Raw genomic sequence first — 26,609 nt, forward strand, 5'->3', positions numbered from 1 at the left:
CTGGCCGGTGCAGGCGCTGGTACCTCCCGGTTCAGGTGCTCAGCGGGGCCGCTGACCACATCGGACCATCTGCTCGGCTAGCCCGCTGGTTCGCGGCAGCTCGGCGTGCGTTCTCGGCGGTGAGCAGCTCGACCAGGCCGGGGAAGCGCCGCGTCAGGTCGGCTCGGCGCAGCTGGGCCATATTGCTGTTGCCGCGGTTGATCTGACGGATCAGCCCGGCCTGGCGCAGCGCTCGAAAGTGGTGTGTCCGAGTGGCTTTCGACACCGGGAGCCCGAATGAACTGCAATGTCGTTCCGCGCCGTCGGCATCGGCGAGGAGGGCCAGGACGACCTCCATGCGGTGCCGGTCGGCGAGGGCCGCCAGCACCGCGCCGAGGTCCATGTCCTCGGGCTCCGGCTCATCGTCGGCCATCCACCCACCTCCTTCAGGTACGACTTGCATCGTACCTCACGCCCGGCTAGCGTCCGAAGGTATGACAGATCTCGTACCTGATGATCGGACCCCCTTCGCGCTCATGGGCCTGGCCCACCCCAAACCCGAACGCGTTGACGAACTCCGAGAGCTACTCCTCTCGTTCGTCGCACCGACCCGCGAGGAAGCCGGCGCGCTCGAATACCACTTCCACGAAGACGCCGCCGACCCCTCGACCTTCGTGTTCTACGAGGTTTGGCGCTCGAAAGCCGACCTCGACCGCCACCTCGAACTCCCGCACATGCGCGACTTCTGGCAGCGCCGCATGGACTACCTCGAACGCGACCTCGAAATCCGTTACCTCTCGATGCAAAGCCCCTACCCCCACCCGATCCCAGCCTGACGCGAGCGACCTCGTCCGCGTCAATGACGTTCGGCACCAGCGGCTTTCGCGGTCGACCCGTCCCCGCGTTCGCAGACGATCAGACCGCAGCGTTCGTGGTTGATCGGGTGGAGTGTTCGTGGTCGATCGGGCCAAAGCCTCCACGGTCGATCTGGCGCCGGTGTCCGCGGTCGATCGGGCGCAGCGTTCGCGGTCAATCGGCCAATTCTGCCAGCCGAGAAGCGATTCCGGCGCGGCTGGTCAAACCGAGTTTGCGCAGGATGCGGCCGAGGTGATCCTCGATGGTGCGGGGGCTCAGGTAGAGCTGGGCCGCGATCTCCTTGTTGGCGAGGCCCTTGGCGGCCAACTCGGCGACCTCGCGCTCCCGCTCGCTCAGCTTCGTCGCTCCGGAGACCGTTCGATGTCCTGCGAGTCGACGTTGGACGGCCGTCGCGGCACGCTGGAGTTCCGTGGCTCCGGCTGCCGCGAATTCGGCGCGGGCGGAGGCGATTCGGGCGGTGGCCGTGGTGAAATCGCCGCGCCGCCCTGCTATCTGCGCCGCCACCAACAGGGCCTGCGCGCGGAACACCGGCATATCGGCCCGCGCATACGCTTCGGCGGAGTCCTCGGCGGCGCGTTCGGCGGGGAGGAGATCCCCACGGGCGCACAGGTATCCGGCCCGAGCCCGGGCAGCCGCAGCCAGCGCGCCGGGTAAGCCCAGGCGCTCGGCCACATCCTCCGCCTGGGCCAGCAGGGTTTCGGCCGCACCGAGGTCACCTCGATCGACGGCGCTCAGGCACGCGACGGAGAGCTCGGCCGCTCGCATCGGGTGCAATCGGCCGCCGTTGGCTGCGCCGTCTTGTAGTGGCTCCGCCCGTCCAGGCAGTATGCGGTCGCCTCGGAGCGGATCTCGCGGTTGTGGTCCCGGCGGCGGACCAGGGCGCAGGTTCGTATCTTCGGCCGCTGTAGCTGCGGGTGTGCGAGGGCTCGGTTGCTGGGTGGGCAGCTCATCCAGGTTGAGGCGGGTGGCCAGTTCCAGGAGGGCTGCCTCGACCGCGCCGCGCCACCAGCGGACGGCGGGGCGGGGGAGGGCGTTGAGGTCTCGCCAGCATTGGATGACGTCCGCGCGCGGCGAAGTTGCCTCCAGGACACGGAGTTTGAGGGCTCCGGCCAGTGGGGCGATACCTGGGTACGCGTAGAGTTCGGCGGTTTCGACGGCGTCATCGGCGGCGGCGAGGGCGTCCGCGTAGCGTCCCAGCTTGGCCAGCGAGTAGGCCTGTACTGTCAGGAGTTCGGGGAGGATGAAGCTGCGGCCGCGGCGGCGGCTGACGCGGATGGCCCGCTCGATGTGGGTGAGGCCGGTGCGCTGGTCGTCGAGGAAGTACGCCATCCAGCCGAGGGCGGAGACGGCGTGGATGCCGTCGAGCAGCTGAGTGTCGGTGAGCTGTGCGAATTCCCGCTGCGCGGCGCGGTAGTCGGCTTCGGCGGCGCGCAGGTCCAGGTCATTGAGCCGGCCCATGCTCCGCAGTGTCACCGCGGCCGCGCGCATGGCCGGATCGTGCACGGCTTCGGAGGTGAACAGCTGCCGGACTCGTTCCGCGCCTCCGGCGTCGTGGTTGTCCTGGATCTCCAGGATGGCCAATTCCAGCCGGGCGGGTCCGTGTTCGTGACTGCCGGGCCGATCGACCAGCCGGGTCAGCAGGTTTCGCGCGCTGTCCACGCGCCCGAGGATCCGTTCGCAGCGCGCATGGAGGAGAACCGCTTCGACCTGCTCGGGGGTGGGATCGCCCGCAGTGCCCGGCAGCAGGGGTTCGAGGGTCTCGCGCGCGGATTCCGCGGATCCCGAGAGCAGCAGCGCCCGGCCGAGCAGGACGCGGGCCGGAACATCGGCGCGCCCACCCGAATCCGGCTGAGCGTCGAGGGCCGCGGCGATCCAGCGGGCACTGGCGGCCGGATCGGTGCCGAGGGCCTGCTCGGCGGCGCAGAGCAATTCGACCGTAGCGAGCTCGTCGCGACCCAGGGCGTGTTCCAGGTGGCGGGCCCGGGCGAGCACGGGAGCGTCCTTGGCGCGGAGCACCTGTGCGGCGCGAGCGTGCGCGGCCGCCCGCCACCCGTGCCCGGCCAGCCGGTACGCCGCCGCGCGTACCAGCGGATGGCGGAAGCTCACCAGGCCGGCGGTGACGCTGACCCAGCCGCGCCGCGTGAGATCGTCGATCGCCTCGCGCAGGTCGGCCGGTGCGACTTCGGCCGTGCCGCAGAGCAGTTCCACGTCATCGGTGCCGCCGCACACCCCGATCGCCTGCGCGACCAGCCGCTCCCGGGCGGGCAGGTGTGCCAGTTCGGCCCGGATGGTCCGGTCCAGTGCGGTCTGATCCGCCGGTGCCGCGGCCGGATCCTCGGCTCGAATCGTGGCGTCGAAATCGGCCGGGGTGAGTTCGGCGAGCAGTCGCAGATACAGCGGATTGCCGTGCGCTGCCGCCACCACCTGCGTGCACCGGCCCGCCGGCAGCTCCGGCAGTAGCGCTCTCGCGTCGGCATCGGACAGCGGCGGCACCGCGAGGTGTCTGCTCGCGACGCCCGGTGCGCGCAGCGCGGATCCGAGCGATTCCGGAAATTGCCCTTCGCGGTAGGCCAGCACAATGCGAGCCGATTCCGGCCGCTGCCGAATCAGCAGTGCCAGCGCCCGCATCGAGGCGCTATCGGCCCAATGCGCATCATCGATGATCAGCAGCGTCGGCGTGGCTTCGAGCCGCTGTCGAATCCATCGGGCCGAGTCCCGGGTATCGGTCCCGATTTCGCTTTCCGTGCCGCCCAGTCGATCCGCGATATCGCGCACGAGATAGTGCGGTGTGGGCTGATCGTATTCGGTGCCCGCGACGGCGACCGTCCGCCACCGGCCCGGCTCGAGCCTGTCCGCGAATTCCGAAAGCAGCCGCGATTTTCCGATTCCGGCCGGGCCCTCCACCAGGAATACACCGTCTCCACCGGGAGCGTGGCAGGCCGCGTTCAGGGTGGAGAGTTCGCGGGTGCGGCCGACGAATGGCTGGATCGCGCACTCCTTTCCGAGTGAACGGCCTTCGGGTGAGCCTAACTCGGCACTCTCGCCTCTCGGCCCCCGCCCCGATCCCGTGGTTTCACGGATGCTGTGGCGTGCGGAAACGGGTTGGGTAGTCCGGGTTCGATCGATTGGCGAGTGGGAGAGGTACGTAACTTCAGATGCAGAGGATTTCGTCGAGTGCGCGGCGGCTGGTCCCCGTGATCCTGGCCATTGTGGCCCTGGCCCTGGCGGGTTGTTCCGCCGTGCAGAAGGGCGCCGATGTGGTCAAGGACGCGGGCAAATCCGATACCGGTCGCTCGAAGGTCGGCGATTGTATCGATGTCATCGAAGGCTCGATGATCGATTCCAAAACCGCGCCGGTGGACTGCGGTTCCCCGAAGGCGGTGTACCAGGTCGCCAAGGTCTACAGCAGCAAAACCGATTGCGCAGCCGATTACACCTCGTACGAGGAAACCCTCAATGGCATGTCCATGGCATACCTGTGCCTGGCCCCGAATTTCAAGCAGGGCGCCTGCTATCACGAGAGCATGCTGACCGGATACCAGTACGCCGAATGCGGCACCTCCAACGCCAGCTTCCAGGTCCTGACCCGCATCGACGGCCAATCCGACGAAACCCTGTGCGGCGAGGACGCCGACAGCGTCATCACCCTGGCCGAACCCCGGACCACCTTCTGCCTCGAGAAGGTGTGACCCCCCTCAGATTTTCCCGACGCACTGTCGGTAACATCCCGACGGTGCGTCGGTAAAAGTGCCCGGCGCCGGACAAGGGAGTTCGGATGTTCCTGGCGGTGCGCGAACTGTGGTTCGCGCGAGCGAGATTCGGGTTGATGGCCGCGGTCGTCGCCCTGATCGCGGTGCTCATCGTGATGTTGGCGGGCCTGTCGTCGGGCCTGGTCGACGACGGTGTCTCGGGATTGAAGGCCATGCCCGTGGACGCCTTCGCCTTCGCGCCGAAGACGGAGACCGAATCGGCCTTCACCCGCAGCACGGTCGACGACGGACAGGTCGCGGCCTGGCGCGAGCGGGGCGATGTCGCCGATGCGGCGCTGTTCGGAAACACGCTGGTCAATGCGAAGACCGGCAACGGGGTCGCGATCGATCTCGCGCTGTTCGGGGTCGAGCCGGGGTCGTTTCTGGCCCCGAGCCCGGCAGAGGGGTCCGGGCTCGGGGCGCCGGACGGCATCGTGGTCAGCCCGACCACCCTCGACAAGGGCGTCCGCATCGGCGATGTGGTGATCATCGACCGCATCGGCACCTCACTGCGGGTCGTCGGCGCGACCGCCGAACAGCGCACCTTCGGGCACGTGAACGTCGCCTATGTGCCGCTGCGACTCTGGCAGGAGATCCACGCCGGACTGCGGCCCGGCGACATCGCCCGGCCGGAGATCTATCACGAGGCCAATGCCGTGGCGCTGCGTGCGCGGCCCGGCGGCATCGATCTGGCGGCCGGAGACCGCGCCGCGGGCACGCACGGCATGACGCTGTCGGCCTCCTTCGATGCTTCTCCCGGCTACTCGGCCGAAATGTCGACCATGACCCTGATCCGGGTCTTCCTCTACGCCATCTCGGCCCTGGTGGTCGGCGCGTTCTTCATGGTCTGGACGGTGCAGCGCACCCACGAGCTGGCGGTGCTGCGGGCACTGGGTGTCTCCACCGGATATCTGTTGCGCGACAGCCTGATCCAGGCCGCGATCGTGCTCGTCGCCGCGACGGCCGCCGGGGTCGGCGTGGGAGTGGGCGGCAGCCGGTTCGTCGGCGGCATGCCCTTCGCGCTCGAACCCGGCGCGGTCGCGGTCGGTGCGGTACTGCTGATCGTGATGGGCATGCTGGGTGCGGCGCTGACCACGTTGCGCGTCACGCGGGTCGACCCGCTCGAGGCTCTGGGGGCGCAGCGATGAGCGTCGAATCGATTGTCCGCCAGGGCATCTCGCTCAGCGATGTCTCGCTGACCTTCGGCAGCGGCGACCATGCCGTGGCGGCCCTGGACCGCATCGACCTGACCGTGCGGGCGGGCGAGCTGCTGGCCGTCGTGGGACCGTCCGGATCGGGCAAATCCACGCTGCTCGCGGTCGCGGGCGGGCTGGCCCGGCCCGACACCGGGGAGGTGCTGGTGCACGGCACCGAGATGACGACCCTGCCCCGGCGGCAGTTGGCGCGATTCCGCCGCGAGCACATCGGGTTCGTGTTCCAGACCGGGAATCTGATTCCCGCGCTGACCGCCCGCGACCAGGTGCGGCTGCTCGATCGCACCGGCGGGCGGAAGCGCGGCACCGCACCGGCCTCGAGCGGCCCAGCGGATCCGGATGCCCTGCTCGCCGCCGTCGGCATGGCCGCGAAGGCGGGGCGGCGGCCGCATCAGCTCTCCGGCGGGGAACGCCAGCGCGTCGGTATCGCCCGCGCGCTCGCGACCGACCCGACGCTGCTGCTGGTGGACGAGCCGACCGCGGCGCTGGATCGCGCCCGCAGCCACGAGGTGATCGAGCTGCTGGCCCGGCAGACCCGCGAGCGGAAGGTGGCCACCATCATGGTCACCCACGATCACGACATCCTCGGCCACTGCGATCGGGTGCTCACCCTGGTGGATGGGAGACTGAGCGGGTAACCCCCTACGAGGAGATCAGGTGCCGAGGATCCAAGCCGCCACGCTCGCCGAACATCGCGAGGCGCAACGCCGCGCCCTGCTCGACGCCGCGCGCGCCATCCTCACCGAGGACCCGGCCCGCCCGCCCACTCTCACCGAGGTGGCGGCGCGCGCCGGGCTCGCCCGCCCCAGCATCTACCAGTACTTCTCCTCCCGCGACCAGCTGCTCGCCGAGCTGCTGGCCGACACCTTCCCGCAGTGGGCGCGACGGGTGGCGGAGCGGATGGCGGCCGCGTCCGGTCCGGCCGATCAAGTTCTCGAATACGTCCGCGCCAACCTGGAATTGGTCGCGAGCGGTGAGCACGCCCTGGCCCGCGTGCTCACCACGATCATCGACGACGATATCGCCGCCTACAGCCGCGAACTGCACGAACAGCTCCGCACCCCGCTGATCGCCGCGCTCGAGACGGCCGGTGCGGCCGACCCGGCCGCCACCGCCGGACTCATCGACGGCATCGTGCATGCGGCTTCGCGGATGCTCGAGGGTGGCCAGGACGCCGACCGGACTGTCACGGCCGCAACGGAATTGGTCGCACCCTACCTGTCGGCGCTGTCGCCGAGCGCGGCCGGTCGGCGCTGAAATCGCTGACAGAGAAGCTCGGGAACACACCGCTGAGGCCGCGCGGGGCGGTGGAGCGACCTCACCGGAGCGCGAACGGCGGCAAGGTGAGTCAGCGTCCGCACGATCGGGGAGCGGTACTGGTCAGCGGCCCTGCGCGAGACGCGTCAGCAGGATCACGCCGCCGAACAGATGGATATCGGAGGGTGTCCGGAGGGTTTGTCCAGTCGTCCTAGGCTCTGTATCAACTCCGGTGGGCCACGCGTGGCGCGGCAATCGAGGCGGCACCGGCGAATGTGAGACAGAGCGATTGGCCTCACTGCTTCTGGTAACCGGTTGCGGCGTTGCGTACTTGGTCGACGTAGACGGCGGAGTGGTTGTAGGCCAGGATGGCTCGGCGCCAGCCATGGGCGGTGGCCAGGTCGCCGCCGGCCGCGCACAGGTAGCGGCCCGCGGCCAGGGCCGCGTCGTCGATATCGTCCGGGCTACCCGAAAGATCGCTGGTGGCCGCTGGTTTGCCGCTCTGCAGGGTGCTGGCGAGGGTGTGGTAGTCGGTGCCGGCGCGCACACCCCAGCGTTTCCAGGTGTCGGGGATGAACTGGAACGGACCCATTGCGTGGGCATACACCGTGTGCCCGGCCCGGGCCGTGGCGGTGGGGTCGACGATCCGGGCGTTGCCGCCGGTGCCGTCCAGGGCGATTCCGCGGATCGGTGGCCGCAACAGACCGTCGGCGGCAATGGTGGCACCGCCGAAACGGGCGTGATCGCTTTCCACACGGGCGATTCCAGCCAGGGTGACCCACCCGAGATGGCATCCGGGCTGCGCCTTCGACATCACCACCGTCGCATATCCGTAAGCCTGCAGCGCGCGCACGGGAATTCCGTATTCCTCGGACCGCGCTCGAGCCCAGTCACGAAGCTGGTCGAGTGGCTGTTCGAGCGCGTCGAGGCGAATCGCCGGCACCGGCTCACCCGCACGGGGCGGCTCCGGATCGGGAGTTCGATCGGATGCGCCGCATCCCGAGAGGATTGTCGCAATCGCGGTCACCAGCAGCGCCGGGAGCGCTGTCATCGCACCCCGGCCGCGCGGGCCAGGTGGAGAGGAATTCGTCATCGGCCCTCGAAATTCACTGTCGCGGTGGGTCTTCCATCCGGGTTACTTGGCCGGGACGGGCGCAGACGTCGCGGGGTTCGGCTTCGTGGGCTTGGGGGCCGCCGGGTGACGTGGAGTCGTGGTCGGTGGGTGCGCAATCGTCGGCTGGGGCGGTGGTGGTGCCGGCTTCCGCCCGGTCGTCTTAGTGGTTGGCGGTGTCGTCGGAGTGCGTCGGTCCGTTGTGGTTGTCGGCTTGCCGGACGGTGTCGTCTGCCCGGCGCTTGCCGGTGTCGTCGTCCCACCGATAGACGTCGTGGTTACCGGAATGGACGTCGTGGTTGTCGGGACCGCTCGCGTTGTCGTCGGGATGACCGTTGTTGTCGTCGTCTCGGTCGGCGAGGGACTCGTCGACAGGGCGGTGGTACTGAAGGGGGCGACGACCATCGGAACGGTGGTTGTGGTGATGGGATCCTGGCTGGGGCTCACGCCGGGCTGAACAATCTGGCTCGCGTCCGATGGTGGGGCGACCTGCACCGAAAAACCCGCGCTCGCACTGATACTCGCGCTGAAGGATGGACCGGGTGCCGGGGCGGAGGTCGGGGTATCGGTGGTCGTCGTGGCCGGATCGCTCGCGGTGGGCTCGGTCGACTCACCGGTGGCCGGGTCGGTCGCAGGGGCTGCCTCGCTGCCGAGGGTGTCCGTTGCCGCGGTGTCATCCGGAACGTCTACATCATTCGGGGCTTCCGATACGTCGGCGACATCGCTGATGGCTCCGACCTGGGTGGTCGAATCCGCCTCGCTCGACGTCTCGGAGACATCCGACGACGCCAGAACATTGCTCGCCCTTTCGTTTCGCCGCGAATCCGTTGCCAATACGGACCCCCCGATGAGGAGCGCGATCAGCGCCGCGGCGGCCGCGGCGTGGGGCAGATGCCGGCGCGCGTCGCGGACCGTGCGATGCGGCAATTTCTGCCGAAGGTCGAGGAATTCGGTGGCATCGGTGTCAGGCGTACCGGCGGGTCCGGTTGCGCTGGAATTGTTTCGGCCGGATTCGTTGTCATCCAATGACTGCATCAGGAATTCTTGTCTTTCCGAAATGAATTCTGCCCGTCAGGACTTCTGCATTTCTGGTCAGCCGAGTGCCGCCGGGGATTCGGCGTGCGGGATGAGTAGCCGCGAACTGCCCGAGCCGTCGGCCGGGACCGCCCAGATATCCGAATCGGTGCCCCGCGCAATGGCGTAACCGATCGTGTTCGAATCCAGCCAGGCCGGCTGGTCGTCCACGCTGCGGGTTTCGGCCAGCGGGGTCCGCGCGCCCGAGGCCAGATCCAGTACGGACAGCCGCCAGCCCTTCCCGGGGTTCCCGTCGATCGGCGACTTGAAGGCGATCCGCCGGCCGTCCGGGGACAGCGATGGGCACTCCACGTTCTGCCCGATGGTGCGAATGCTCTTCGCCGCGATATCACCTTGCACGAGAAAACGGCGTCCGTCGGTGGCCATCGTGGCGTAGAAGGTGTTGTCGTCGGCGGCGAACGTGATACCCCAGAAATTGAGATCGCCCGCGGTGTAGGGACGGCCGTCCAGGGTCACCGGGAGGAATTCCAGCGAGTCGATCATGTCCCCGGTGTCGAGGTCGATCAGTCCGGCGCGGGTGGAGAACCGTCCGTTGTTGTACGAGTCGCCCGCCACGAATACCGTCCAGGCCACCAGCCGCCCGTCCCCGGATACCCGGGTGCGGTTGGGCACGCCGACCAGCGGGATCTCCCGCTTCACAGTGAGTGTGCTGTCCAGGATGGCGGCCTGGAAGGTGGAGAGCGCGCCGTCCTGCCGTAGACAGACGCCGGTGCCGCCCGCCGCGTGGACCCGCAGGCAGTCGAGCGCGGATACCGAGCGTGGTCCGCCCGGATCGTCCGTGGCCACCATCGCCAGGCGGCCCCTGCTGTCGGGTGCGGTGCTGCGGAACAGAATTCGTGGCCCGCCGGTGAGACTCAGCGCGTCGGACGCCGATACCGCCGGTGGTGTGCGGGTCGTCACGAACACGCCGTAACCGATCGCGACGGCGGTCAGGAGCACGGACCCGAGCAGTGCGAGCAACATTCGCCGAGTCATGCGTGCTCCTCGGCGAGGTCGCCGGTGCCGGAAGCGTCGGTGTTCGTGGCCGGGATGCCGCGCAGCAGGAGGCCGAGAATGAGCACAGCCAGCGCGACCAGAACCGCGGCGACCCGGCTCGCGCTCGCCGGTCCCCACACCGTCCAGGCCAGCCCGAACAGCACCGAGGTCACCAGGTAGGACAGCGCCTGTCCGGTCTGGATCAGTGCGATTCCCGTGGTACGCAGGGATTCTGGCAGGACCGGGCCGGCCAGCGCGATGAGTACCCCGTCGGTGGCCGCGTAGAACAGGCCGTAGAGGGCGAGCACCACCAGGAGGAGAGCAGTGCCGCCGAACGGCCCGAACAACATCAGATACACCAGCACCAGCGCGGTGTAGCCGCCGAGCACCACCTTCAGCCGGCCGATCTTGTCGGCGAGCATGCCGAGCGGCGTGGCCAGCAGCAGATAGGACAGGTTCGTGCCGACCGCCAGCAACGGGAACCAGTTGACGCTCAGGTGTTCCCGGTGTTGCAGCAGGAGGTAGACGAAGCCGTCGCCGATGGTCACCATCCCGGCCAGGCACGCGGCCAGTACCAATCGTCGCACCGGCGCCATCGCGATGAGGCCGCCCAGCGCCGAGACCGACACCGTGCCCTTGGGTGGCTGTTCGTCGCGGTGATCCCGAACGAACAACACCAGGACGAGGACACCGAACGCGGCGATGCAGAAGCTGGCGACGAACACCGCGTCATAGGCCTGCGCGGTTGCGGCGAGGATGCCGAGCGCGACCAGCGGCCCGGTGAACGCCCCGATCGTGTCCATCGTCCGGTGCACGCCGAATGCCCGGCCGTACAGCTGCGGCGGGGTGGACAGGGTGATCAGTGCGTCACGTGGCGCCGTGCGCAGGCCCTTGCCGGCGCGGTCGATCGCGATCACCGCGCCGATCGCGCCGACGGCACTGCCCACGGCCAGCAGCCCGAGTTTGGCCACCGCCGACAACCCATAGCCCAGGCCGGCGATCAACTTGCGGCGGCGCGTCGAATCTGCGATGTATCCGCCGACCAGCCGCAGCAGCGCCGTCGCCCCGGTGTAGGCGCCGTCGACGACGCCGTAGACGGCGGGGCTCAGGTGCAGCGCGACGACCAGGTACACCGGTAGGACCGCGGTCATCATTTCCGAAGAGATGTCGGTGACCAGGCTGACCGTGCCGAGCGCGAACACGTTGCCGCTCAACAGGAAGAACACTTTCCTGCGCGATGGTTTCGCGCCGTCGTCCCCGGCGTGCGGACGGTCGATCGTGGACAGGTACATGGGTGTGCCACCTCAGTGTGTTGCGGGAGCCGCTCGCGGACACGCCGTCGGCATGCCCGCGAGCGGGGTGATTACCAGCTACCGATCAGTCGCGGACAACCGCGAATGGTCAGTTCCACACGTTGGTGATCTCGGCGGCCGAGTTCAGGTGGGACAACCCGTACGCACTCTCGATGGTGCTCAGGACGTTGTAGTGGTTGATCTGGTTGGAGAAGCTGCCGACCTGGGTGTGCGCGCCGACGAACGTGGTGAAGATGTGGTTCGACGAACTGCCGTTGTCCTCGTCGAAGGTAACGATGAGCAGGCTGTTGTGCGTCTTGGCCCACTGCGCGTAGGCATCCATGTTGTTCTTCAGCCAGGTGTCACCGGTGCCGATCGAACAGTCGTGCATGTCGTTGCACAGGTTGGGCGCGATGTACGAGACCGTCGGCAGGGTCGCGTAGTTCGACGAGTTCGGGAAGTCGCTGTACATGAGGTTGCTGGTCGCGGGCACGTTGCTGAAGAACGGCGCGGCGTTGTGCTTGCGCGCGTACTGGCCGCTGGTGCAGCCGGTGTAGCCGTCCGAAGGCATGCTCTCGGAGTAGCTCTTGAAGCTCTTGCCGGCGGTGATCAGCTGGTTGGCAATGTTGTTGCCGCTGAAGGTGTGCGGGCAGCTGTCGTCGGTGATGCCCTGGGTCGACCCCGAGAACATCGCCAGGTAGTTGGGCTCACTCGGGTGAGTGACCCCGAAGGACTGGGTGAATTTCGCACCCTGGCCGGCCAGGCTGTTGAAGTACGGCGCGCTGGAACTGCCGTTGATCTGCGAGTACGAGTGGTTCTCGAACATCACCAGCACGATGTGATCGAACACGGGCACGGTCGTCACCGCCTGCGCGGTGGGTGAGGTGACAACGGCCGCCGTCGTCACGCCGATGAAAGCTGCGGCCGCAAGCAGTGCGGGCACAATGCGCTTCCTGAACACGAATCCTCCTGAAGGATAACCAACCCTGGCACAGCCAGGTTCGGGAAATCCTGGAGCCGACCCGTGGCGTCGAGCCCAATGTTTCGAAGCCAGTGGGTGTTAGAAAAGTGAACAGATAAAGCGCGGAAGCCATTGTCTGACCAATGTGCTTTTTAGTCAATTGATCTCAAATGTTCAACTGGTCAAATGACCGTGCAATAACTGGGCGAATGATTCGAAATCGGTTGTCGAGTATTCGTTTTGCGTTTCGGTGTAGGTTTGATTGCTGTTCCCGGATGTTTATCGGTTCATACGTATGCCGACTCGGACTGGATTCCTTTGTTTTCGAAGATGATCCGCCCGGAATGCGTTGCGCTACATATGGTTCCGGACCGAGTCGCACCCGCCACGACAGACTCGCTCCGGCTCCATGTGCCGGACAGGCTGCATCACAAGCGATCTCGACCAGCACGCTTCTGGCGTGATGGCCCCACTCGGCCCTGGCGTCAAGCGGAGCCGGCTGAATCCGCGGGCACGAACGCTCGCGTAGAGGTCGGTGAGGCCGCGCGGGCGGGGGCGCGGCCTCACCGGAGTGCGAACGGCTGCAAGGGGAGTCAGCGTCCGCACGATCGGGGGTCAGCGACCCTGGGCGAGGTGGGTCAGCAGGATCAGGCCGCCGATCAGGGTCAATCCGGTCAGCATGACCAGGACGCCATAGGGCAGGCGGGGAATCCGGAAGGTCGAGAGTTGCTGGGGCCTGGTCATTTCGCCTCCGCGGGCGTCGTCTCGGTGACGTGATGGGCGGTCGCGCCCCAGCCGACGTGGGCCTCGGCGCGCATGCGGTCGATCATGTGCGGGTAGTGGAGTTCGAAGGCGGGTCGCTCGGAGCGGATGCGCGGGAGCTCGTAGAAGTTGTGCCGCGGCGGCGGGCAGGAGGTCGCCCATTCGAGGGAGTTGCCGTAGCCCCACGGGTCGTCCACGGTCACGACCTCGCCGTAGCGGTAGGACTTGAAGACGTTCCACAGGAACGGCAGCATCGACGCGCCGAGCAGGAACGCGCCGATGGTGGAGACCTGGTTCAGCAGGGTGAAGCCGTCGGAGGGCAGGTAGTCGGCGTAGCGCCGGGGCATGCCCATGTTGCCGAGCCAGTGCTGGGCCAGGAACGTCAGATGGAAACCGAGGAACGTGGTCCAGAAGTGCCACTTCGCGAGGCGTTCGTCGAGCATACGGCCGGTGATCTTGGGGAACCAGAAGTAGATGCCCGCGAAGGTGGCGAACACGACCGTGCCGAACAGGGTGTAGTGGAAGTGCGCGACCACGAAATAGGTGTCGGACAAATGGAAATCGAGTGGCGGTGAGGCCAGGATGACGCCGGACAGGCCGCCGAACAGGAAGGTCACCAGGAAGCCCAGCGAGAACAGCATCGGGCTCTCGAAGGTGAGCTGCCCCTTCCACATGGTCCCGATCCAGTTGAAGAACTTCACGCCGGTCGGCACCGCGATGAGGAAGGTCATGAACGAGAAGTACGGCAGCAGCACGGCTCCCGTGGCGTACATGTGGTGCGCCCACACCGCGATGGACAGCGCCGCGATACCCAGTGTCGCGTAGACCATGCCGGTGTAGCCGAACAGCGGTTTGCGGCTGAACACCGGGAAGATCTCCGACACGATGCCGAAGAACGGCAGCGCGATCACGTACACCTCGGGGTGTCCGAAGTACCAGAACAGATGCTGGAACAGCATGGTTCCGCCGCTGGCCGGATCGTAGATGTGCCCGCCGAGGTGCCGGTCGTAGTACAGCGCCAGGGCGGCCGCGGTCAGCAGCGGGAACACCAGCAGCACAAGGAAACTCGCGACGACGACGTTCCAGGTGAAGATGGGCAGCCGGAACATGGTCATGCCCGGGCAGCGCAGGCACACGACGGTGGTGAGCATATTGACCGCGCCCAGAATGGTTCCCAGGCCCGAGACGCCCACCCCAAGAATCCACAGGTCCGCGCCGACGCCGGGGGAGTGGATGATGTCCGACAGCGGCACATACGCGGTCCAGCCGAAATCGGCCGCACCGCCCGGGGTGACGAAGCCCGCGGTCGCCATGGTCGCGCCGAACAGATACAACCAGTAGCTGAGCGCATTGAGCCGGGGAAACGCGACATCGGGCGCGCCGATCTGCAAGGGCAGCAGGATATTCGCGAATCCGAAGATGATGGCGGTCGCGTAGAACAGCAGCATGATCGTGCCGTGCATGGTGAACAGCTGATTGAACTGTTCCGGCGACAGGAACTGCATGCCCGGCTGCGCCAGCTCCGCGCGCATGATCAACGCCATCAGCCCGGCGATCATGAAGAACGCCATCGAGGTCACCAGGTACATCTGCCCCAGTACCTTCGGGTCGGTCGTGGTGACCATCTTGTAGAGAAACGACCCCTTTGGTGCGTGCCGCACGGGATGGGGTCGCGTGATCTCGGGTAGCGGCGGGGTTTTCGGGGAAAGGGCGGTCACCCTGCGGACGGTAGTGAGCCGCAGGGTTGCCGGTGAATACCCGTGGGCCGGGCCGATGACCTTCGACGAGCGATCGAGGACCTTGGGCCGCGCCGCCGGTGACCTTCGAACCGAGATCGTCCTCGAACCTGGCTAGGGTGCGGTGGCCGTGGTCACATCGCGCCGGCGCAGGTTCTCGGCGACCTCGAGCTCCCAGACCTCGTTGGCCCGCGAGGTGTCGACTTCGAACTCGAAGCGCCGCACCGACTTCGGATCGACGTCGGCGACGTCGACATAGAACTGCTCGTACCAGCGGCGCAGCTGGTAGACCGGGCCGTCCTCGTCGCAGAGCAGTGGGTTCTCGATCTTGGACTTGTGCTTCCAGATCTCCACGTCCTGCAGGAAGCCCTCGCCGATGCCCTCGGTCATCCTGTCCGCCAGGCGGTTCGCGGTGTCCGCCGGTACGCCGGTGGGCCTCTCCATCGTGATGCCGTACTGCAGGACGAACGAGTCCTGGGTGACCGGGTAGTGACAGTTGACCAGGACGCTGCGGACCTCGTAACCGCTGTAGACATTGAGCAGTGGATTGATCATGTAGGCAGGCCCGAAGTACGAGGCCTCCGATTTCAGCAGCGTGTCTCCGCGGTATTTGGTCGCCATGCCGACGTCCGGGCGGCCCTTGGTCTCGAGGTACTGCGTCGCGACATGGCCCTCGAAGACGTTCTTGAAAAAGGTCGGGAACGCGTAGTGGATGTAGAAGAAGTGGGCCATGTCCACGATGTTGTCGATGATCTCGCGGCAGTTGGAGCCCTCGATGAGGATCGAGCGCCAGGTCCACGGGGTCCAGTCGGGGGAAAGCAATGCCGCGGGGTTGTCTTCGGCGTCGGTGTACGGTCCCCGGATGATCGGGATGGTGACCTCGTCCGGCGGCGGGTTGCCCTCGTGGTCGTGCCAGACGAAGAGCTGGCCGTTGCGCTCGAGCGTGATCCACGCGCGGGTGCGGGCAAGCGGGGGTACCCGCCGCGCATAGGGAATGTCGGTGCAGCGGCCGTGGCCGTCCCAGCGCCAGTCGTGGAACGGGCAGGCGATCCGGCCGTCCTTGACCGTGCCCGTCGACAGGTCGCCACCGAGGTGGCGGCAGTAGGCGTCCAGCACCCGCAGCTCGCCGGTATCGTCGGCCCAGACGGCCAGTTTGGTGCCGAAGGCATTGACCGAGTGGGGTTTCCCGTCCCGGAAAGCGTCCGCCAGGCCCAGGCAGTGCCAGCCGCGGGCATAGCGGGTGGGCATCGTACCCACGTCGATGTCCCGGATCTTTCTGCCGAACCCGTGTGACGTCGTCGCCATCGCACCCTCCTAGGTCTAGAACCAGTTTCAGATCGGTGTCAGCTTCCGATCGGTGGGGTCATCCAGAAAATGGTCGAAAGACTCTTCTTTTAGGGATTTCCGTCCGCTTGTCGCGGACCTCGAGCTGCTCAATAGTGACTGGAACGTGTTCTAGATATGTGGCGGAGAGTGTGCGTTCGCCACCCGACCGGTCAGGAGAACCCGGCAAGATGACCCGTGAAATCACCGAGCGCGTCGAGGCTTTGGTGCCGACCCTGCGCGAGCGCGCCCAGCGGACCGAGGCGCTGCGGCGCATTCCCGACGAGTCGATCGAGGATCTGCGGGAGGCGGGGTTCTTCACCCTGATGCAGCCGCGGCAATGGGGCGGATGCGCCGCCGATCCGGTGGTCTTCTACGACACCGTGCGCACCCTGGCGAGCGCCTGTGGATCCACCGGCTGGGTGGCGGGGATCCTGGGGATTCACAACTGGCACCTGGCACTGTTCGATCAGCGTGCGCAGGACGATGTCTGGGGCCACGACAGCGATGCGCGGATCGCGTCGTCGTACGCGCCGATGGGCGCCGGCGCCGTGGTGGACGGCGGCTATCTGGTCAGCGGTTCGTGGGCGTGGTCCTCCGGGGTGGACCACGCCGACTGGGTCTTCGTCGGCGGGCCGGTGCTCCAGAACGGCAAGCCTGTCGATTTCGGCTCCTTCCTCATCCCGCGCAGCGACTACGCCGTCGACGACGTGTGGAACGTGGTCGGTCTGCGGGGCACCGGATCCAATACGGTTGTCGTCGAGGACGTCTTCGTCCCACGGCACCGCTTCCTGAGTTTCGGCGTCATGAACTCGCTGACATCGCCCGGGCTGCAGCGAAATTCGGAGCCGGTCTACAAAATGCCCTGGGGGACAATCCATCCCACTACGATCGCCACGCCGATCGTCGGCATGGCCTACGGCGCCTACGCGGCCCACGTCGAGCATCAGGGCAAGCGGATCCGGGCCGCGTACGCCGGCGAGCACGCCAAGGACGACCCCTTCGGCAAGATCCGCATCGCCGAATCCGCCAGCGATATCGATGCCGCGTGGCGGCAGTTGTCCGGCAATGTCGCCGACGAGTACGCCCGGCTCCGGGCCGGCGGAGACATCCCGCTCGCCCTGCGCGCCCGCGCCCGCCGCGACCAGGTCCGCGCCACCGCCCGCGCCATCGCCGCCATCGACCGGCTCTTCGAGGCCGCCGGGGCCGGCGCCCTCGCCGACGACACCCCGCTGCAACGCCTCTGGCGCGATGCCCATGCCGGACGCGTCCACGCGGCCAACGACCCCGAACGTGCCTACGTCATGTACGGAAACCACGCTTTTGGCCTCCCGGTGGGGGACACCATGGTGTAGTCGGATCGGGTCGGCGCCTGATCGCCGCGGCAGGGAGCCTGCCGTCGTCAGCTCGCGACGGATTCGACCTTGGCCGTATCGAATTCGACGTATTCGATGCGTGCGCCGCCGGGGTGCCGCACCGTCAGATTGCGGCCGGTGGGAACGTCGTTCGGACCGTCGAGGATGTCGCCTCCGAGGGCGGTGACGATCGTGAGCACCTCGTCCAGGTCGTCCACTATCGCGGTGGCGTGTGTTTCCCGGTAGGGGGCAAGGGCTTCCGGGGTTCCGGCGATGAGCAGGTAGGCGCCGATGCCGGCCAGTTCCAGCTCGCGGTAGGCGAAGCGGAGTCGGGGCTGCTCACCGGTGAGCGCGGTGAATGTGGGCAATGCGGCGTCCAGATCGTCGACGTAGACGCGGGCCAGGGTGCTGAGGACCGTCACTGCGAACTCATTTCGATATTTCCGAATTAACGAAACGAACGTAAGCTGGTGCCCCGGCCATGTCAACCGAACGAGGAACCCGATGCCGCCGCTGACCCAGCCGAATACCGCGGACCTGAACCTGGTGACGGTGCTGCACGCCCTGGGGGACCCGGTCCGGATGGAACTGGTGCGCTTGATGGCCGTTCACGGCGAAATCTCCTGCAGCCCCGACCATCTCGTAATCCCGAGATCGACCCTGTCGAACCATTGGCGCACCCTGCGCGAGGCCGGCCTCACCGTCACCCGCGTCGACGGCAAGGCCCGCTACATGGCCCTGCGCCGGGCCGACATCGACGAACGATTCCCCGGCGTTCTCGACGCGGTGCTCGGGTCCCTCGCTCAGAGTTCTGCCAGTGCCAGTCCGGTGAGCGCGCCACCGGGGCGGGCGATTTCGGTGTCGATGCCGTCGTCGAGGTCGACGAGGCGGATCGCACCGCCGAGATCGCTGACGTAGAACCGGGATTCGCTGATCGCCACCACGCCGATGGCCTCGCGGTAGCCGCTGGACAGGATGGTCACCGGTCCCGGAACCGGGTCGACCGAGGCGCGGTTGAGGGTGTTGCCCGCGGGTTCCGCGCCGCGGTCGGTCCACAGCAGGTTCCCGTCGCCGGACAGTGCCAGGTCGATCGGTTCGGGGAGGTCGTGCCAGAGCACCTCGATATCGGTGCGGGCCGCGGGGGAGGTACCGGTGGGGAGCTCCAGTGGCGCGCGGAAAATGCGGCCCTCACCGGCCTTCGGTGCGCCCTTCTGGGTCCAGTAGAGGTGGCGGCGGTCGAGGTCCAGGCAGATGCCGACCGGCCAATTCCGAGAGTGCACAGCGTCTTCGGGGCCTTCGCCGGTGACCACCAGCGGGCGTAGCTCGCCCCCGGCGAGATTGCAGGTGAGGACCTGCATGCCCTCGCGGTCGCACCAGTACAGGTGGCCGGTGTCGAAATCGGCGGTGAGCTGCTTGCCGGTGGTGAACGCACCGGGCGGGACGATCACCGTGCGATTGCCGCCGTCGAGGTCGGCGCGTTCGAGCATGCCGGTCCGGTGGAAGAACACGGGTTCCATGCCGGGCGTGGGACGTAGGTCGGGTGCGCCCATGCTGGTCCAGTACACGTGCCCGCGATCCTGATCGACGGCGACGCCGTCGGGGTAGGCGTCCAACCCGGTGATCAGGGTGCGCACGTCACCCCCGTCGAGCGAGATCGCGTGCATGGCACGGGCTTTGAGGTCGAGTGCGAGCAGATGTTTCATCGCGGCCTCCTGCCGTCAGAGCCGATTCGGGTCGGGATAGTCGTCGTAGAAGCCGGCACCGGATTTCACGCCCAGCTTGCCGTCGGCGATATAGCGCTTCAGCAGAATGCGCGGGCCCTCGGGTAGATGCGGATTCTCCTGGGCGTAATGCTCTTCGATATCGAGCACCACATCGAGGCCGACGCCGTCCATCATCCGGAACGGACCCGCGTTGGTGCCGAAATTCAGCTTGAACATGGCATCGACATCCTGCGGGGTCGAGACGCCCTCGTAGACGACATCGAGCGATTCGCGTTTCAGCGCCGCCCAGATCCGATTGAAGATGAAGCCGGTGCTCTCCTTACGGCACAGGAAAGGATGCAGACCGTATTCGGGGAACGTCGACATGACGAAGTCGATGATCTCGGGCGCGGTATCGCCATCGGACATCACATCGAGCGTCGTCGACGCGGGCGGCATATAGAAATGCGTATTGAGCATGCGGTCGCGGGTCGAAAGCCCCTCGGTGAACAGCCTGCTCGCATACGACGACGAATTCGACGAGACGACCGCATCGGCCGCGCACAGTTGGTCGAGCTGACCGAAGATCGACTTCTTGAGGTCGAGCCGCTCCGGCACCGCCTCCACCACCAGCCACGCCTCCGCCACCGCATCGGCCAGGTCCGGCACATAACTCACGATCCCCGGCGTACCGCCGTCGATGTGGGCGGCCACCGCGGGCAATTCGCCGGTCGCATACCCGGCGGCCTGCGTCCCCTGCGTCCCGTTCGGATCGGTGATGAGCACGGTGCCGCCCCGCGTGGCGAACATCAGCGCAATGCGCCGGCCCAGCGTTCCCGCGCCGATCACGGCCACCGGCCGATTGCGATAGTCATTCGGTATCGCGGCCATTCCCCGCTCCTTCGATGAAAGGTCCGAGCTGTGTATTCGCGTTATCGATCGCTATACCGTAGCGGGGCATACTCCTCTCGCGGGGTAGCGGCAGCATTGTCGGCGCGGTGGGTGGGTGTGGACTCGGTGGTGGTCCGGCGGGCGGACACGGTTCGGGCTCAGAGCGCTCGTCAGGTCCATGGCTTCGGCACCATGCGGGATGTCGGCGAGTAATCGATAACCCGGCCATTTGGTTACGTCGTAGCCGCCGTAAGCGCCGAAAAGCTTTGATACCGGCAGTCGGTGATCCGCCGCAAGTCGATGTAGTCGACCGCCAGTTGGACGAGATCCCACTCCCGGCGACCAACCGATACGTTGTCGAGGTCGAAAACTGTGGGAACCCGAGGGCGGTATCACAAGATTTCCTTGCCATGCATCGTCGTGTATCACGCAAGGTGCCGAGGGATCATCAAACTCGTTGTACTGCTGCTGAAGTTGCGCATACTGCTCCAAACGCCGAGAACGGGCGCCTTCGTAGATCGTGATCGCGGACTCGGTGCGTTCTCGCAGTCCATCAAATGGGTTGCGGCTCGGCAGCTGAAACTGTTGGCGCAGTTGACATCCGGCGCGATCCCGGAGGCCGTCGCCGACGGTGCCGTGGCCGCCGAGCAGGGCAGAGGTCGACGTGTGCACGGTGGCGTGGTGCGCGCTGATCACCCGCGCGGCGCGTCGCCCGGCAGCGTCCCGCACGGGACCGCGGTCTCCACGGAATGCCCGACCATGCGCCGCGACAGCTCGCGGGTCCACTCGGCCTGTGAATATTCGGCAAACTTCACCGGTCTCGGACGGTTGGTTATTGCATAAGGCCACGTCAAACCAATACTTGAACGGTGTTCAAGCTCGAGGTAGATTGCCTTGGCATGACTGATGGACTGTTGAATCTGTTGGTGGACAAGGCGTTACGCCGAGCGGCCCCGACCCGGGCGGAGGCGCTGGCGTTGCTGAGCGGCGCGCAACCGCTCATCGACGTCGTGGCGGCGGGCTCGCGGGTGCGACACGAATTCTTCGGCGCGCGTGTCAAACTCAACACGATCGTCAATATGAAGAGCGGCCTGTGCCCGGAGGACTGCGGGTACTGCTCGCAGCGGCTGGGCTCGGCATCCGATGTGCTGAAGTACTCCTGGATCACGCCCGAGCAGGCCGCGCGGGTCGCCGGGCAGGCGATTGCGGGCGGGGCCAAACGAGTGTGCCTGGTCGCCAGCGGGCGCGGGCCCGGCGAACGGGATCTGGCCAGAATCGAGCAGACCATTGCCGCCATCACGGCCGACCATCCGCAGACGGAGATCTGCGTGTGCCTGGGCCTATTGGGGGAGGGGCAGGCCGAGCGGCTCGCGGCGGCCGGGGCCCACGCCTACAGCCACAACCTCAATACCTCCGAGGCACGCTATGCCGACATCTGCAGTACGCACACCTTCGACGATCGCGTCGACACCGTGCTGCGGGCGAGCGCGGCCGGGCTGTCACCTTGTTCCGGAGCGATTTTCGGCATGGGGGAGTCGGACGAGGACATCGTCGATCTGGCCTTCGCGCTGCGGGCGCTGGACCCGGACTCGGTGCCGGTCAACTTTCTGATCCCGTTCGATGGAACGCCGCTGGCGGGACAGTGGGAGTTGACGCCCGACCGCTGCCTGCGCATCCTGGCGCTGTTCCGCTTCTTCTTCCCCGACGTGGAGGTGCGGCTGGCCGGTGGCCGTGAGCTCCACCTGCGCAGCCTGCAACCGCTGGCGCTGCACCTGGCCAATTCGATCTTTCTGGGCGACTACCTCACCAGCGAGGGGCAGCCCGGAGCCGACGACCGGCAGATGATCATCGATGCCGGGTTCACCATCGAGGGTGCGCAGGAGCAGACCCTGCCGCCGGCGCGCCACGACCTGGTCGCGGTGCGCAAACGTGGTGCGGGGACGGATCTTCCGGCGAACGCGTAGGTTTCGCCCTGGGCGGCTCGCCGACTGGGCCGCCCACGGCCGGCGCTACCAGACGACCGGAAGCGCTTTCGGGCCGCGCAGCAGCATGCCCGTCTTCCACTCCACCTCGTCGGCCAAAACCGCCAGACGCAGGTTCGGGAAGCGGCGCAACAGGGCGGTCAGCGTCACGTGCAGTTCGAGGCGGGCCAGTTGCGCGCCCACGCAGTGATGAAAGCCGTGGCCGAAGGCCAAGTGCGAGTTGTGATGTCGGGTCAGGTCCATGGTGTCCGGATCCGGGAAGACCGTCTCGTCGCGGTTCGCGATCGCCAGATCCACGAAGACGGCCTCGCCCGCGCGAATGAGCGTGCCCGACAGTTCGACATCCTCGACGGCGATGCGCGGGAACGCGCCGCCATTGCCGAGCTGGATGTAGCGGAGCAGCTCCTCGACGGCGGCCGGGACGAGATCGGGATCCGCACGCAGCCGGTCCCATTCGCCCGCGGTGAGCAGGACATAGACGAAATTGGCGATCTGATTGGCGGTGGTCTCGTGACCGGCGACCAGCAGGGTGAGGCCGAGTGTGATCAGTTCGTCCTCGCTGAGCCGGTCATCGTTGTCGCGGGCCGCCACGAGTGCGCCGAGCAGATCATCGGTGGGGTGGGCGCGTCGCTCGGCGATCTGCTCGGTCAGGTATTCGGCGACGGCGGCCAACGCGGCTACCCGCTCCTCATCGGGGACGGCGGTCGTCGACATGATCGCGTCGGAGAAGTCGCGGAAACGATGCTGGTCCTGCGGTGGCACGCCGAGCATTTCACAGATGACGGTGACCGGCACCGGGAGCGCCAGCGCCTCCACCAGGTCGGCGGGCGAGCCGGCCGCGGCCATGGCCGTCAGCATGTCCTGGACGATCTCCTCGGTGCGCGGGCGCAGTTCCTGCACGCGACGGGTGGTGAACGCGGTCATGGTCAGCTTGCGGAGCCGGGTCAGCTCCGGCGGGTCCATGCTGGTCGGAATGTTCGGCATGGCCGGTGTCTCGCGCACCCGCGGCACATCCTCGCGGCCGACCGTGGCGGCGCGGCCGAACCGGGGATCGCTGAGCACCGAGCGCACGTCCGCGTAGCGGGTGACGAGCCAGGCCTCGCCGCCATAGGGCAGCCGGACACGGGAAATCGGTTCCTCGCGGAGCAGTTTCAACGCCGTCGGATGCGGATCGAGCCGGACCGGATCGCCGAACGGGTAGTGGCGGACTTCGGTAGGTGTGCTCACGCGAAACTCCTTCTGGTGTAAGCAAATGCTTACAGCGGTCGATCGTAGGAGTGCGCCATCGAACCGTCAACGCTCGATTTCCGTTATGACGGAGGGAAATTCGTGCTCACCCGCTCCAGAAGGACACGTGCCGAACGCAGAACATGATCGGCCACATCGGCCGGGTCGGCGCTTGCCAGCGGCTCCCAGTGGTAGACCGATCGCAGCAGGCCGATTCCCAGCAGCCAGGCCACCACCAGATCGGCCCGCAACTCGGCGTCCGGGCCGTCGCCGAGTTCGGACAGTGCCCGCACGTATCGTTCGTCCAGCTCCCGCCGGATCACGGACACGCCGCTGGCGTGTCCGCTCGATCGCAGCGCGGCCTGCAGCCAAAGCTGTTGATCCGCCGCGGTATTCAACATTCCAGCCAGCAGTCGGCCGAGCAGCTGGTCCGCGGGGCCTTCCGACAGCACCCGATGTCCGCGATCCGCGACGACCGCCCGGAACAGCTCGTCCTTGTTCCCGAAGTACCGGAACAGCAGTGCCTGATTCGCTCCGGCCCGCGCCGCGATCTCCCGCACGGTCGTGCCCTCGAACCCCTTCTCGGCGAACACCTTCCGCGCCGCGGCCAGCAGGGCCGAACGGGTGGCATTGGCGTCCTTGTGCCGTCCGCTCGTTTCGCTCCCGGTACCCATTCGCCCTCCGATGTCGCCTCGCCGACGCGCGGCTCGTACACCGTCGGCTCCTGCCGCGACCATAGACTCGGCGGCGACGGCAGTGCCGGGCTACCTCGGCTCACCCTTCGCGTCGGAGACCACCGGCCGCGCGCTCCGCTTCGACCGCGGCTACGTCCGCTCGATCCTGTCGGACCCCGGGTTCGGTGCGTATTCTCTTGTAGCTGTAGGAGATTCCCACGACGAGAATGATCACCAGAACTGCGGTGGTGCCCCAGGTGCCGAAACCGAGCCCACCCTTGTCGTGCGATTTGGACAGCAGATCGCCCACCGTCGCACCGAGCGGACGGGTGAGGATGAACGCAAGCCAGAACAGCAGGACCCCCGAGATCCGGGTCAGATGATGGGCGGCAAGCAGAGCGGCCATGACCGCGGCGATGAGCAGCGCGCCCCCGCCGTAGCCGAGTCCGGAACTGTCGGAGAGGTAGTCGCCCAGGGAGGTTCCCAGTGTGTTGGACAGCAGGATGGCTGCCCAATACAGCAGTTCGCCACGCGCGCTGGTGATTCCGGTGACGTCGTAGGTCTGGCCGCTGAGTTTCCAGATGACGAAGACGACGGCCAGGCCTGTGATCAGGACGGCCGCGCCCGCGCCGTAGCCCAGGCCGCCGTCGGTGGAGGTGCCCGAACCCGGTCCGCGATTGAGGAAATCGGAGATGGTGGTGCCGGCCGTGCTGGTCGCGGCGATCACGGTCCAGTACAGCGCGGGATGGAACTGGCGGGCCCGCAACTGGGCGACCAGGCTGACGGCGAAGATACCCAGAAACAGTGCCGACGCCGCCGCATAGCCGAGGTTCAGGGTCTGGGCCAGCAGATCCCCACCGGTCTCGCCGAGCGTGGTCGCCGCGATCTTCAGCACCCAGAACAGGGCGGTGACCTGGGGGAGCTTGTAGTTCGTATGCGGTTGCGCCGCGGACATGCGGATCCCTTTCGAACAGTCGGTTACCGGACACGGGGGAGTCTGCCCGGCAGTCGCTGAGAAGGCGCTGAGACACGTCCGAAACGGGCGTGTGCGATCATGGGGACGGACATCTGACGGAGGGACCGACCGTGGGCATGGGAATGGTGCTGGGCGACAACCGCTCTTGCGCTTCGTTGCGGGAACGGTCCGAATCGCCCTTGTTCTGACGGAAAGTCGCTCTCCGGACTCCTGCCTCGAAGCGTCGCCGGCCCCAGGCACCTTCGTTTCCGCAGGAGTTCGTCATGTCCACCCTCAGCTGGACCGAGAATCGATCGGTCTACACCGCCCACTGGCATTCCGAGAATGGGGCTCCGGCCCCGGCCCGTATCGTCGTCGCCGACGATCGCATGACCGCGCAGACCGCCCACCGGCTCGCGCGGGCGGGCACGGGCCTGGTGTGGCGCGGGGATTTTCACAATGCTCGTCAGTTGCTGCGAGCGCTCGACCGTCGGCTGCGGCGAGCCGCGCGACCGGTTGGGCGCGACAGTAGTCCGGCAGCGGTGTTCCATCAGCAGCGTGTCGCGCAGGCCGAGCGCGCCGAGATGCTGGGCAGGCTGCTGATCGTGCTCGAACCCGGTTACTCTCTCGGGCTCCGGCGCGCGCCCGATGTTCGGTCGGCGTGCGAACACGCGTACGCGGCGGTGCGCCCGAATTGCCCAGATATCCAGCGGATGTGCGTGTCGCTGACCGAGCTGCTCGGGGTGCTCAGCGCCTATCAGTGGCATTGCAACGGCGTCGAGATTCCCGCGCTGGGAGCGCGCATCCATCCCGACTACGGTGTGTTCTCCCCGGTTCGCGGCGAGTATGTCGATCTGGTCGCCGGCGCGCCGTTTCCGGCGAATGCGCAGCGGCCCTCCGTATTCGATCTCGGCACGGGGACCGGGGTACTCGCCGCGGTTCTGGCCCGGCGCGGTGCGCGGGTGACCGCCACCGACATCAATCCTCGCGCGGTGGCCTGTGCCGAGGCGAACCTGGATCGCCTCGGTCTCACCGGCCTGGTTCGGGTCGGCGAAGCCGATCTGTGGCCCGAGGGTCGTGCGGACCTTATCGTGTGCAACCCGCCCTGGCTGCCGGCGCACCCGACCTCAGCGCTGGAGCTCGCCATCTACGACCCCGGATCGACTGTGCTGCACCGCTTCCTGGACGGATTGCGCCACCACCTCGCCCCGCACGGTGAGGGCTGGCTGATTCTCTCCGACCTCGCCGAGCGCCTCGAATTGCGAAGCCGGGACGAGTTCCGTGCCCGCGTCGCCGCCTCCGGGCTGCGCGTGGCAGCCCGGTACGACACACCTCCGCGGCATCCGCGAGCGTCGGACAGCAGCGATCCTCTCTACGAGGCCCGGCGGGATGAGGTCACCTCACTGTGGCGACTGGTGCCAAACGACTGATCGGTCCGAGCGGTGGGGGGGGGGGGGCCCCCCCCGGCGCCGCGCCCCCCGCGGGGCCACAG

At 67.2% G+C, this 26,609-nt stretch carries 26 protein-coding genes; 10 read left to right on the plus strand and 16 right to left on the minus strand.

Going from position 1 to position 26,609, the window contains the following annotated elements; translation table 11 throughout:
• Positions 1-31 precede the first annotated feature (31 nt).
• Entirely contained in the window at positions 32-412 is a 381-nt protein-coding gene (locus ACFXKA_RS27200; protein WP_379429435.1) for an ArsR/SmtB family transcription factor, read from the minus strand.
• A 61-nt stretch (positions 413-473) separates the two neighbouring features.
• Between ACFXKA_RS27200 and ACFXKA_RS27205 the strand changes: the two genes are divergently transcribed.
• Positions 474-815: a putative quinol monooxygenase gene (locus tag ACFXKA_RS27205; protein WP_379429436.1), complete on the plus strand. Its 342-nt coding sequence runs from the start codon at positions 474-476 to the stop codon at positions 813-815.
• Positions 816-1,008: 193 nt separating this feature from the next.
• On the opposite strand, the gene ACFXKA_RS27210 is transcribed toward ACFXKA_RS27205, so the two are convergent.
• Positions 1,009-3,981: an AAA family ATPase gene (locus ACFXKA_RS27210; RefSeq protein WP_379429488.1), complete on the minus strand. Its 2,973-nt coding sequence runs from the start codon at positions 3,979-3,981 to the stop codon at positions 1,009-1,011.
• 29 nt (positions 3,982-4,010) lie between these two features.
• On the opposite strand from ACFXKA_RS27210, the gene ACFXKA_RS27215 reads away from it, so the two are divergent.
• The 4 genes from ACFXKA_RS27215 to ACFXKA_RS27230 all read left to right on the plus strand — a co-directional run bounded on the left by ACFXKA_RS27215 (position 4,011) and on the right by ACFXKA_RS27230 (position 7,075).
• Complete coding sequence (locus tag ACFXKA_RS27215; protein ID WP_354844649.1) at positions 4,011-4,544, plus strand: hypothetical protein; 534 nt, start codon at positions 4,011-4,013, stop codon at positions 4,542-4,544.
• 86 nt (positions 4,545-4,630) lie between these two features.
• On the plus strand, positions 4,631-5,752 hold the full coding sequence (locus tag ACFXKA_RS27220) for an ABC transporter permease (protein WP_379429437.1): 1,122 nt from the start codon (positions 4,631-4,633) through the stop codon (positions 5,750-5,752).
• Entirely contained in the window at positions 5,749-6,456 is a 708-nt protein-coding gene (locus ACFXKA_RS27225) for an ABC transporter ATP-binding protein (protein WP_379429438.1), read from the plus strand. The genes ACFXKA_RS27220 and ACFXKA_RS27225 overlap by 4 nt, the downstream gene beginning before the upstream one ends.
• 19 nt (positions 6,457-6,475) lie before the next feature.
• Entirely contained in the window at positions 6,476-7,075 is a 600-nt protein-coding gene (locus ACFXKA_RS27230) for a TetR/AcrR family transcriptional regulator (protein WP_379429439.1), read from the plus strand.
• Between the two features lie 295 nt (positions 7,076-7,370).
• Here the strand turns inward: ACFXKA_RS27230 and ACFXKA_RS27235 are convergent, their stop codons facing one another.
• Complete coding sequence (locus tag ACFXKA_RS27235) at positions 7,371-8,126, minus strand: murein transglycosylase (RefSeq protein WP_379429440.1); 756 nt, start codon at positions 8,124-8,126, stop codon at positions 7,371-7,373.
• Between the two features lie 160 nt (positions 8,127-8,286).
• On the opposite strand from ACFXKA_RS27235, the gene ACFXKA_RS27240 reads away from it, so the two are divergent.
• Positions 8,287-8,643: a hypothetical protein gene (locus tag ACFXKA_RS27240; protein ID WP_379429441.1), complete on the plus strand. Its 357-nt coding sequence runs from the start codon at positions 8,287-8,289 to the stop codon at positions 8,641-8,643.
• A 635-nt stretch (positions 8,644-9,278) separates the two neighbouring features.
• Here ACFXKA_RS27240 and ACFXKA_RS27245 read toward each other — a convergent pair.
• The 6 genes from ACFXKA_RS27245 to ACFXKA_RS27270 form a co-directional block, all read right to left on the minus strand.
• Positions 9,279-10,256 (minus strand): TolB family protein, encoded by a 978-nt coding sequence (locus ACFXKA_RS27245; RefSeq protein ID WP_379429442.1) that lies wholly within the window; start codon positions 10,254-10,256, stop codon positions 9,279-9,281.
• Positions 10,253-11,548 carry an MFS transporter gene (locus ACFXKA_RS27250; protein ID WP_379429443.1) on the minus strand — a complete coding sequence of 432 codons (1,296 nt, stop codon included), beginning with the start codon at positions 11,546-11,548 and terminating at the stop codon, positions 10,253-10,255. Before ACFXKA_RS27250 ends, ACFXKA_RS27245 begins: the two co-directional genes overlap by 4 nt.
• Positions 11,549-11,657: 109 nt before the next feature.
• Positions 11,658-12,509, minus strand: coding sequence for an alkaline phosphatase family protein (locus tag ACFXKA_RS27255; protein ID WP_379429444.1), 852 nt, complete (start codon positions 12,507-12,509; stop codon positions 11,658-11,660).
• A 615-nt stretch (positions 12,510-13,124) separates the two neighbouring features.
• Entirely contained in the window at positions 13,125-13,253 is a 129-nt protein-coding gene (locus ACFXKA_RS27260) for a hypothetical protein (RefSeq protein ID WP_354844614.1), read from the minus strand.
• The gene (ctaD, locus tag ACFXKA_RS27265) at positions 13,250-14,989 is read right to left on the minus strand and encodes a cytochrome c oxidase subunit I (RefSeq protein ID WP_354844611.1); all 1,740 of its coding nucleotides are present in this window, start codon (positions 14,987-14,989) and stop codon (positions 13,250-13,252) included. Before ctaD ends, ACFXKA_RS27260 begins: the two co-directional genes overlap by 4 nt.
• A gap of 132 nt (positions 14,990-15,121) precedes the next feature.
• Positions 15,122-16,312, minus strand: coding sequence for a Rieske 2Fe-2S domain-containing protein (locus ACFXKA_RS27270; RefSeq protein ID WP_379429445.1), 1,191 nt, complete (start codon positions 16,310-16,312; stop codon positions 15,122-15,124).
• 209 nt (positions 16,313-16,521) lie between these two features.
• On the opposite strand from ACFXKA_RS27270, the gene hsaA reads away from it, so the two are divergent.
• Positions 16,522-17,685: a 3-hydroxy-9,10-secoandrosta-1,3,5(10)-triene-9,17-dione monooxygenase oxygenase subunit gene (gene hsaA, locus ACFXKA_RS27275; RefSeq protein ID WP_379429446.1), complete on the plus strand. Its 1,164-nt coding sequence runs from the start codon at positions 16,522-16,524 to the stop codon at positions 17,683-17,685.
• 47 nt (positions 17,686-17,732) lie between these two features.
• Here hsaA and ACFXKA_RS27280 read toward each other — a convergent pair whose 3' ends face one another.
• On the minus strand, positions 17,733-18,107 hold the full coding sequence (locus ACFXKA_RS27280; protein WP_379429447.1) for a VOC family protein: 375 nt from the start codon (positions 18,105-18,107) through the stop codon (positions 17,733-17,735).
• Positions 18,108-18,189: 82 nt separating this feature from the next.
• Here ACFXKA_RS27280 and ACFXKA_RS27285 point away from each other — a divergent pair, with 82 nt between their 5' ends.
• Complete coding sequence (locus ACFXKA_RS27285; RefSeq protein WP_379429448.1) at positions 18,190-18,603, plus strand: ArsR/SmtB family transcription factor; 414 nt, start codon at positions 18,190-18,192, stop codon at positions 18,601-18,603.
• Here the strand turns inward: ACFXKA_RS27285 and ACFXKA_RS27290 are convergent.
• The 3 genes from ACFXKA_RS27290 to ACFXKA_RS27300 form a co-directional block, all read right to left on the minus strand.
• A complete protein-coding gene (locus ACFXKA_RS27290) occupies positions 18,489-19,388 on the minus strand; it encodes a hypothetical protein (protein WP_379429449.1) in 900 nt (299 codons plus the stop codon). The two genes, ACFXKA_RS27285 and ACFXKA_RS27290, sit on opposite strands and share 115 nt — an antisense overlap.
• Positions 19,389-19,403: 15 nt before the next feature.
• The gene (locus tag ACFXKA_RS27295) at positions 19,404-20,279 is read right to left on the minus strand and encodes a 3-hydroxyacyl-CoA dehydrogenase family protein (RefSeq protein WP_379429450.1); all 876 of its coding nucleotides are present in this window, start codon (positions 20,277-20,279) and stop codon (positions 19,404-19,406) included.
• A 692-nt stretch (positions 20,280-20,971) separates the two neighbouring features.
• The gene (locus tag ACFXKA_RS27300; RefSeq protein WP_379429451.1) at positions 20,972-21,094 is read right to left on the minus strand and encodes a hypothetical protein; all 123 of its coding nucleotides are present in this window, start codon (positions 21,092-21,094) and stop codon (positions 20,972-20,974) included.
• A gap of 84 nt (positions 21,095-21,178) precedes the next feature.
• Here ACFXKA_RS27300 and bioB point away from each other — a divergent pair, with 84 nt between their 5' ends.
• Positions 21,179-22,243, plus strand: a complete 1,065-nt coding sequence (gene bioB, locus ACFXKA_RS27305; protein WP_379429452.1) for a biotin synthase BioB — start codon at positions 21,179-21,181, stop codon at positions 22,241-22,243.
• Between the two features lie 45 nt (positions 22,244-22,288).
• Here the strand turns inward: bioB and ACFXKA_RS27310 are convergent, their stop codons facing one another.
• The 3 genes from ACFXKA_RS27310 to ACFXKA_RS27320 all read right to left on the minus strand — a co-directional run bounded on the left by ACFXKA_RS27310 (position 22,289) and on the right by ACFXKA_RS27320 (position 25,117).
• Complete coding sequence (locus ACFXKA_RS27310) at positions 22,289-23,488, minus strand: cytochrome P450 (protein ID WP_379429453.1); 1,200 nt, start codon at positions 23,486-23,488, stop codon at positions 22,289-22,291.
• Positions 23,489-23,571: 83 nt separating this feature from the next.
• The gene (locus tag ACFXKA_RS27315) at positions 23,572-24,162 is read right to left on the minus strand and encodes a TetR/AcrR family transcriptional regulator (RefSeq protein WP_379429454.1); all 591 of its coding nucleotides are present in this window, start codon (positions 24,160-24,162) and stop codon (positions 23,572-23,574) included.
• A 100-nt stretch (positions 24,163-24,262) separates the two neighbouring features.
• On the minus strand, positions 24,263-25,117 hold the full coding sequence (locus tag ACFXKA_RS27320) for a hypothetical protein (protein ID WP_379429455.1): 855 nt from the start codon (positions 25,115-25,117) through the stop codon (positions 24,263-24,265).
• A gap of 284 nt (positions 25,118-25,401) precedes the next feature.
• Between ACFXKA_RS27320 and ACFXKA_RS27325 the strand changes: the two genes are divergently transcribed.
• The gene (locus tag ACFXKA_RS27325; protein WP_379429456.1) at positions 25,402-26,547 is read left to right on the plus strand and encodes a methyltransferase; all 1,146 of its coding nucleotides are present in this window, start codon (positions 25,402-25,404) and stop codon (positions 26,545-26,547) included.
• Positions 26,548-26,609: the final 62 nt, after the last annotated feature.

Source organism: Nocardia sp. NPDC059228 (genome assembly GCF_042754245.1).
GTDB lineage: Bacteria > Actinomycetota > Actinomycetes > Mycobacteriales > Mycobacteriaceae > Nocardia.

What these genes read in the sequence shown, in the direction of transcription:
- ACFXKA_RS27220 (WP_379429437.1), top strand. Translation starts at nt 4,631, where the DNA reads ATGTTCCTGGCGGTGCGCGAACTGTGGTTCGCGCGAGCGAGATTCGGG.
- ACFXKA_RS27200 (WP_379429435.1), bottom strand. Translation starts at nt 412, where the DNA reads ATGGCCGACGATGAGCCGGAGCCCGAGGACATGGACCTCGGCGCGGTG.
- ACFXKA_RS27325 (WP_379429456.1), top strand. Translation starts at nt 25,402, where the DNA reads ATGTCCACCCTCAGCTGGACCGAGAATCGATCGGTCTACACCGCCCAC.
- hsaA (WP_379429446.1), top strand. Translation starts at nt 16,522, where the DNA reads ATGACCCGTGAAATCACCGAGCGCGTCGAGGCTTTGGTGCCGACCCTG.
- ACFXKA_RS27285 (WP_379429448.1), top strand. Translation starts at nt 18,190, where the DNA reads ATGCCGCCGCTGACCCAGCCGAATACCGCGGACCTGAACCTGGTGACG.
- ACFXKA_RS27250 (WP_379429443.1), bottom strand. Translation starts at nt 11,548, where the DNA reads ATGTACCTGTCCACGATCGACCGTCCGCACGCCGGGGACGACGGCGCG.
- ACFXKA_RS27235 (WP_379429440.1), bottom strand. Translation starts at nt 8,126, where the DNA reads ATGACAGCGCTCCCGGCGCTGCTGGTGACCGCGATTGCGACAATCCTC.
- ACFXKA_RS27260 (WP_354844614.1), bottom strand. Translation starts at nt 13,253, where the DNA reads ATGACCAGGCCCCAGCAACTCTCGACCTTCCGGATTCCCCGCCTGCCC.
- ACFXKA_RS27270 (WP_379429445.1), bottom strand. Translation starts at nt 16,312, where the DNA reads ATGGCGACGACGTCACACGGGTTCGGCAGAAAGATCCGGGACATCGAC.
- ACFXKA_RS27225 (WP_379429438.1), top strand. Translation starts at nt 5,749, where the DNA reads ATGAGCGTCGAATCGATTGTCCGCCAGGGCATCTCGCTCAGCGATGTC.
- ACFXKA_RS27215 (WP_354844649.1), top strand. Translation starts at nt 4,011, where the DNA reads ATGCAGAGGATTTCGTCGAGTGCGCGGCGGCTGGTCCCCGTGATCCTG.
- ACFXKA_RS27320 (WP_379429455.1), bottom strand. Translation starts at nt 25,117, where the DNA reads ATGTCCGCGGCGCAACCGCATACGAACTACAAGCTCCCCCAGGTCACC.
- ACFXKA_RS27205 (WP_379429436.1), top strand. Translation starts at nt 474, where the DNA reads ATGACAGATCTCGTACCTGATGATCGGACCCCCTTCGCGCTCATGGGC.
- ACFXKA_RS27290 (WP_379429449.1), bottom strand. Translation starts at nt 19,388, where the DNA reads ATGAAACATCTGCTCGCACTCGACCTCAAAGCCCGTGCCATGCACGCG.
- ACFXKA_RS27315 (WP_379429454.1), bottom strand. Translation starts at nt 24,162, where the DNA reads ATGGGTACCGGGAGCGAAACGAGCGGACGGCACAAGGACGCCAATGCC.
- ACFXKA_RS27295 (WP_379429450.1), bottom strand. Translation starts at nt 20,279, where the DNA reads ATGGCCGCGATACCGAATGACTATCGCAATCGGCCGGTGGCCGTGATC.
- ACFXKA_RS27245 (WP_379429442.1), bottom strand. Translation starts at nt 10,256, where the DNA reads ATGACTCGGCGAATGTTGCTCGCACTGCTCGGGTCCGTGCTCCTGACC.
- bioB (WP_379429452.1), top strand. Translation starts at nt 21,179, where the DNA reads ATGACTGATGGACTGTTGAATCTGTTGGTGGACAAGGCGTTACGCCGA.